The following is a 6,197-nucleotide window of genomic DNA, read 5'->3' on the forward strand; positions in this document are numbered from 1 at the left end:
AAAAATAGGGTGAAAAAACCTTTATTTGTTATGCAAAAAAATAGAAGATAGGATAGAGAATCACTTTGATGATCTCAATCCTATCTCCTATTCAAATAGTTAGATTACTAACTTAATGACATTGACCGCTCGGTATCTTTTTTTGCTATCAAAATATAAACAGTTAATTTGATTTACCAAAACCAACCTTCGTCATCATTGATAGGTTGGGCTTCTTTAATCTTGCGTGGGCCTGTTCCATACATTTCAGCTTCGATATCTTCTTTTGTTGGTAGGATCGAAGCTAGGATAATGTAGATAATAATTCCGAGTCCAAAGTTTGCGATTGTAAAGATTGCAAAAAGGAAACGAACTAGGGTTACATCAAGATTCCACTTATCAGATAGGCCTGCAAGAACACCTGATATCATACGATTTCTTCTCATTTTATAAAATTTTGTATTCATGATTTGTACCTCTTTCGGTTTTCTTAATCTTAGTATAGCACTAAGCTAAACTGTCTACATCAGTCCTTAGGCCGATTTAACAAGATGAGCTTTCCACGACAGAGACCACAACGATAACGCTTGGTATCAATTTTTCGCTTTCGTTGATAGGTTTGGTGACAAGTCTGACAAGCATAGACTAAGCTTGGTTTTTGATTGGAACTTGACAAGGGAGGAACAAAGCGGAGACCGTCGACCTCTTTTAAAAGTTGCTTAAAGGCTAAATCCTTATGCTGATAGCCTTTACCTTCGAAATAAAGATGATAATGGCAGAGCTCATGACGAACAATTTTACGAAAGACCTCTAAACCAAGTTCTTGATAAACCTTAGGATTGAAATCCAAATGACCATCCTTAGGGAAAAATCGTCCACCTGTCGACCGTAGACGAGTATTCCACTGAGCTTGGTGTTTGAAAGGTTTTCCAAAATCTTCAATAGAAACCTGTTTAACGTAATCAGTTAGATTCATTTGGAGCTAGGAGCGACAGATTCACTTTTTCACGGTCAGCATCGATTTTTTTAACCCAAACGGTTACCAAATCACCGACAGACACTACCTGACTTGGATGTTTGATAAATTTCTTACTCATGTGAGAGATATGAATAAGACCGTCCTCATGGATACCGATATCAACAAAGGCACCGAAGTCAACGACGTTGCGCACAACTCCCTCAAGCTTTTGGCCAACTTGTAAGTCTTTGATATCCAAGACATCCTGACGAAGGACTGGAGCATCAAAGGAATCACGGAAATCACGACCTGGTTTGAGAAGGTCAGCGATAATGTCTTTAAGTGTTTCTTGACCGAGGTCTAACTCTTGAGCCATTTCCCTGATTGAAACAGATTTGAGTTTTGCTTGCGCTTCTTCGTTTAGGTCTTTAATATCCAAGCGTTTGAAGAGTTCCTTGACCGCAGTATAGTTTTCGGGGTGAACTCCTGTATTGTCAAGGATATTGCTACTTTCAGGAATACGGAGGAAGCCAGCAGCTTGCTCAAAGGCCTTAGCACCTAGGCGAGGAACTTTCTTGATTTGGGCGCGTGAAGTGATTTTACCTTCTTCTTCACGGTACTTAACGATATTTTCAGAGATGGTTTTGTTAAGTCCTGCAACATGTGAAAGCAAGGCTGGACTAGCTGTATTGATATTGACACCGACTTGGTTAACAACTGTATCTACCACGAAATCAAGACTTTCAGATAGTTTTTTCTGACTAACATCGTGTTGGTACTGGCCGACACCGATGGATTTAGGGTCAATTTTAACCAATTCAGCAAGTGGGTCTTGCAAACGACGAGCGATAGAAATGGCTGAACGTTTTTCAACGGTTAAGTCTGGAAACTCCTGACGGGCAAGTTCGCTGGCAGAGTATACAGAAGCTCCACTCTCATTGACAATGACATAGCTAACTTCTGAAAAATCCTTGAGCACTTCGGCGACAAAAGCTTCACTTTCACGACTGGCAGTTCCATTTCCGATAGCGATAATTTCAACACCGTATTGGCCAATCAAATCTGCCAAATCACGCTTAGCTTCCTCAATCTGACGAGCTGAAGCTGGTTTGACTGGATAAATAACTTGTGTTGTCAACATCTTACCAGTCGCATCAACTACTGCAAGCTTAGCACCTGTACGAAAGGCTGGGTCAAAACCTAGAACCACGCGCCCTTTAAGAGGTGCTACCAGAAGAAGATTACGGAGGTTTTCTGAGAAGAGTTGAATAGCTCCTTCTTCTGCCTTTTCTGTCAATTCAGTACGAATACGGCGCTCGATAGCCGGCAATACTTTTTTCTTAACAGATTGTTGAATCACTTCATCTATATAAGCATTCTTAACCTTAAAACGAACAGCAAAGAAGGCTTGAATACGTTCAACCGCATGCTCAAAACCAATCTTCAAGATGCCTAACTTTTCACCACGATTAAGGGCAAGTGTACGGTAGCCCTGCATGTTAGCAACCGTCTCCGAGAAATCGTAATAAATCTGAAAGACTAGCTTTTCATCAAGACTCTCGTCTTTGACTTGGGATGTAATCTTAGAATGTCTAAGGACCTCTTGATAAGTCATTGAACGTAAGTTGACATCCTCAGAGAGAGCTTCGACCAAAATATCAACTGCACCCGCTAAAGCATCTTGTGGAGTCTCGAATCCTTCACAGACAAATGCTTCTGCTTCTTTTTCTAGGTCAGAAATATTTTGTAAGATTAAGCGAGCAAGAGGGAAAAGTCCCGCCTCACGCGCAATCGTTGCCTTGGTGCGACGTTTTTCCTTATAGGGAAGATAGAGCTCTTCAACGTCTGCGAGTTTTTCAGCAGCTAAGATGGCTTCTTCTAACTCTTTGGTCAACTTACCTTGCTCTTTGATTTTTGCTAAAACTGCTTCCTTACGGTCATTGAGGTTGGTAAGACTTTTATCAAGGTCGATAATAGCTTTAATAGCCACCTCATCCAAACTACCAGTCATGTCTTTCCGATAACGAGCGATAAAGGGAATGGTTGCTCCTTCTGCTGTCAAAGACAAGACCGTATCAATTTGCTTTAAGCTTACACCCAAATCTTGGGAAATTTTTTCATATTTTTTATCCATGAAACTATTATACCATAAGCAAGAAAGCTTGTTTTCATTAATGTCACAGTTAGCTTGGTATTTGTTGAAGATAAAAATTCATTTGTCTTGTCAATTTAAAATTAAACCTTTTGGCTGAAATAATAGTATAATAGAAGAAACAATAAGAATCGAGGTATGCCTTATGGCTGTTAAATTTACAAAAACTGATGACTTAGATAAAATGTTCGAAGAGTTCGCAAAACTACCTGATTTGAAGCAAGTAGCTTTTCCAGATGACAAAGAAAAGAAAGATAAGGCAGAAAAGAAAAAATAGATGACGATTTTTCAAAGTCTGCCTTCAAGTATTTTACAAGCTGGTGCCATTTTTCTATCAATTATTATTGAAGCATTGCCCTTCGTTCTAATCGGTAGCATTATCTCAGGTGCTATTGAAGTCTATGTGACTCCTGAAAAAGTATATAGATTTCTCCCTAAAAATCGTTTGGGGAGGATCTTTTTTGGTACATTTATAGGGTTTCTCTTTCCCTCTTGTGAGTGTGGAATTGTTCCGATCATCAACCGTTTCTTGGAGAAGAAGGTTCCAAGCTATACAGCTGTTCCATTTCTAGTAACCGCTCCTATCATCAATCCCATAGTACTCTTTGCGACCTATTCAGCCTTTGGTAATTCATTTAAAATGGTCTTACTCCGCGCTTTAGGTTCGATTCTTGTTGCTACTATATTGGGTATCTTACTTGGATTTTTCTGGGAAGGATCGATTCAAAAGGAAAATAGGCTGGCTTGTCATGAACATGATTTTTCTCACTTAACCAAAGGTCAGAAACTTCTTCAGGTCTTTATCCAAGCTATTGACGAATTCTTTGATATGGGACGTTACTTGGTTTTTGGCTGTCTGTTTGCTAGCATAGTCCAGGTTTATGTACCAACTCGTATTCTGACTTCTATCAGCGCAACACCTCTACTTGCAATCGTTCTCTTGATGGTTCTATCCTTTCTTCTATCACTTTGTAGTGAAGCGGATGCCTTTATTGGCTCTTCGTTGCTCTCTAGTTTCGGATTTGTGCCAGTTCTTGCATTTCTGGTTATTGGACCAATGCTTGATGTCAAAAACCTACTCATGATGAAGAATTATCTTAAAACTCGCTTTATTTGGCAGTTCATGACCATTGTGACTCTTGTTGTTCTTGTCTATTCTTATCTAGTCGGGGTGATGCTATGATACGATTTCTTATTTTGATGAGTTATTTTTTCTTAACCCTTTATCTGCACCTATCAGGTAAGCTCAATCAGTATCTAAACCTCCACTACTCTTATCTGGCTTATATAACAATGGTGTTGTCTTTCTTGCTAGCCATTGTTCAAGCCTATATTTACTTCAAGCGTTTGAAAGAACACAGTCACTTACATAGTTTTTCAGCCAAGCTTGCTAGTTTTGTCCTCCTAAGTTTACCTTTGTTAGTTGGATTTGCCTTTCCAACTGTTGCACTAGACTCACAAACTGTATCTGCAAAAGGCTATTATTTCCCTCTGTCAGAAGGAACGGACAAGAAAATCCAAGCAAGCGAAGGTACTAGCAATCAGTATCTTAAGCCGGATACCAGTAGGTTTTATTCACACACAGCTTATGTAGACACTGTCCGTAAGAGTGCTGATAAATACTTAGCTCAATCTAGTATTATTATCAAGGATGAGAATTACTTGGAAGTCATGGAGGCTATCTATGATTATCCAAATGAATTTGAAGGAAAAGAAATCGAGTTCACAGGCTTTGTCTACAACGATCCAAATCATACCAATAGTCAATTTGTTTTTCGCTTTGGTATTATGCACTGTATCGCTGATTCAGGAGTTTTTGGCCTCTTAACCACAGGAAATACCAATCATTATGAGAATAACACCTGGGTAAAAGTCAAAGGTAAGATTAGCAATCACTACCACAAGGAACTCAACCAGGTTCTCCCAACCCTTGAAGTCCAGTCTTTCATCAAAGTGGACAAACCTGAGAACCCTTATGTTTATAAAGAATTCTAAAAAAGTAGCCTGAGCGGGCTACTTTTTCTTGTTTAACAAGTCTTTAACTTCTTGAGCTCCAACCTGATCGCCTGCTTTTTCAAAAAGATCGATAGCTTGCAAAAAATTCTCTTGCGATTTTTCAGGTTTTTCTATAGAATAAATCTCTCCCAATCCTCTATAAGCGCAGGCCTGAGCAATAAGATCATCTGTTTGTAAAGCTTGCTTTAAGGACTGCTCCATATACATGATCGATTTTTCGATTTCCCCAATCTTTAATCGTAAATAACCTTGCTCATAATTATTGACAGAAGATTTGAGTGCATCCTCTGAAAAAGAATCTTCAATAACTTCTCGCTCTTTATTGATATAGTTAAGAGCTGTTTGATAGTCATTCATTTCACGATAGACCATGGCTAACTGGTGATAGCCGACATGTTCGTTTTCTTTATCATGACTTGAAATTGCCACATCTAGATAGTTTTGATAAATCAGCAAAGCTTCTTTGTAATCTTTTTCAAAGAACTTAATATACCCCATTAAATTGAGAAGGTCATAATCCTTGCATGTTTCCAAAGAGAAATTTTCTGAGACCAATTTCTTGGCCTCTTCAATCTTCCCCTCAAACAATAATTCCCAGGCTTGATTCATACTTATAATCCTCCATCTTATGTAGTATAGAAATCAATCGACAAATCACTATCAGACTCGTATTTTTTCCATGCTAGGCTAAAGCCATAATAATCTTCAAATTCGGGATGCCATTCATAATAGAGTGGGATACGGCTAAATTTTCTTGCAACTACTTCATCTTCAAATTCTGGGGACTCTCCTGCAGTAATTCCAAATTGAAGGCCATTCATTTCCCAGGTGTTTCCCCAAACATTTTCATCTGATAGAACGTCAATCCAACGAGAGGCGTCAATATCAAAATCTGCACATAATTCAAGTTCTAACAATTTTCTGTAGTTTACCTTGGTGGGTTTAATGAAGAAGGCACCCTCTACCCAATGTCATTAAGTTAAGAAATTCAAATACAATTCTGTATTTGGGTTTCTTTTTTTATGTGCTAAACTGATAGTTAAGGAGGTACTTCCCATGATAAAACAGATAAAAGCCCACTTGAATAAGAGT

The 6,197-nt window shown here is 38.6% G+C and carries 7 protein-coding genes and 1 pseudogene; 3 read left to right on the forward strand and 5 right to left on the reverse strand.

Going from position 1 to position 6,197, the window contains the following annotated elements; translation table 11 throughout:
• Positions 1-173: 173 nt before the first annotated feature.
• From QM374_RS10480 to QM374_RS10490, 3 genes are read right to left on the reverse strand one after another with little or no spacing between them, the layout of a single operon-like run.
• Entirely contained in the window at positions 174-446 is a 273-nt protein-coding gene (locus QM374_RS10480; protein WP_049503317.1) for a PspC domain-containing protein, read from the reverse strand.
• A 59-nt stretch (positions 447-505) separates the two neighbouring features.
• Positions 506-955: a SprT family protein gene (locus QM374_RS10485; protein ID WP_414311710.1), complete on the reverse strand. Its 450-nt coding sequence runs from the start codon at positions 953-955 to the stop codon at positions 506-508.
• Positions 942-3,071, reverse strand: coding sequence for a Tex family protein (locus QM374_RS10490; protein ID WP_414311711.1), 2,130 nt, complete (start codon positions 3,069-3,071; stop codon positions 942-944). Before QM374_RS10490 ends, QM374_RS10485 begins: the two co-directional genes overlap by 14 nt.
• Positions 3,072-3,234: 163 nt before the next feature.
• Here QM374_RS10490 and QM374_RS10495 point away from each other — a divergent pair, with 163 nt between their 5' ends.
• Genes QM374_RS10495 through QM374_RS10505 form a run of 3 tightly spaced genes read left to right on the forward strand, consistent with a single transcriptional unit; the run spans position 3,235 to position 5,084 of the window.
• The gene (locus QM374_RS10495; RefSeq protein ID WP_153225565.1) at positions 3,235-3,366 is read left to right on the forward strand and encodes an SPJ_0845 family protein; all 132 of its coding nucleotides are present in this window, start codon (positions 3,235-3,237) and stop codon (positions 3,364-3,366) included.
• Positions 3,367-4,272 (forward strand): permease, encoded by a 906-nt coding sequence (locus QM374_RS10500; protein WP_414311712.1) that lies wholly within the window; start codon positions 3,367-3,369, stop codon positions 4,270-4,272. It begins immediately after the preceding gene.
• Complete coding sequence (locus QM374_RS10505) at positions 4,269-5,084, forward strand: TIGR03943 family putative permease subunit (RefSeq protein WP_414311713.1); 816 nt, start codon at positions 4,269-4,271, stop codon at positions 5,082-5,084. Before QM374_RS10500 ends, QM374_RS10505 begins: the two co-directional genes overlap by 4 nt.
• Positions 5,085-5,102: 18 nt before the next feature.
• On the opposite strand, the gene QM374_RS10510 is transcribed toward QM374_RS10505, so the two are convergent.
• A complete protein-coding gene (locus tag QM374_RS10510) occupies positions 5,103-5,714 on the reverse strand; it encodes a tetratricopeptide repeat protein (protein ID WP_414311714.1) in 612 nt (203 codons plus the stop codon).
• Between the two features lie 17 nt (positions 5,715-5,731).
• Positions 5,732-6,070, reverse strand: a pseudogene (locus QM374_RS10515) (hypothetical protein); the annotation flags it as partial.
• Positions 6,071-6,197: the final 127 nt, after the last annotated feature.

This window comes from Streptococcus infantis, from assembly GCF_047465525.1.
GTDB classification, from domain to species: domain Bacteria; phylum Bacillota; class Bacilli; order Lactobacillales; family Streptococcaceae; genus Streptococcus; species Streptococcus infantis_R.

Excerpts from the sequence above, each read along its gene's own strand:
- QM374_RS10490 (WP_414311711.1), bottom strand. The coding sequence starts at position 3,071 with ATGGATAAAAAATATGAAAAAATTTCCCAAGATTTGGGTGTAAGCTTA.
- QM374_RS10485 (WP_414311710.1), bottom strand. The coding sequence starts at position 955 with ATGAATCTAACTGATTACGTTAAACAGGTTTCTATTGAAGATTTTGGA.
- QM374_RS10500 (WP_414311712.1), top strand. The coding sequence starts at position 3,367 with ATGACGATTTTTCAAAGTCTGCCTTCAAGTATTTTACAAGCTGGTGCC.
- QM374_RS10510 (WP_414311714.1), bottom strand. The coding sequence starts at position 5,714 with ATGAATCAAGCCTGGGAATTATTGTTTGAGGGGAAGATTGAAGAGGCC.
- QM374_RS10480 (WP_049503317.1), bottom strand. The coding sequence starts at position 446 with ATGAATACAAAATTTTATAAAATGAGAAGAAATCGTATGATATCAGGT.
- QM374_RS10495 (WP_153225565.1), top strand. The coding sequence starts at position 3,235 with ATGGCTGTTAAATTTACAAAAACTGATGACTTAGATAAAATGTTCGAA.
- QM374_RS10505 (WP_414311713.1), top strand. The coding sequence starts at position 4,269 with ATGATACGATTTCTTATTTTGATGAGTTATTTTTTCTTAACCCTTTAT.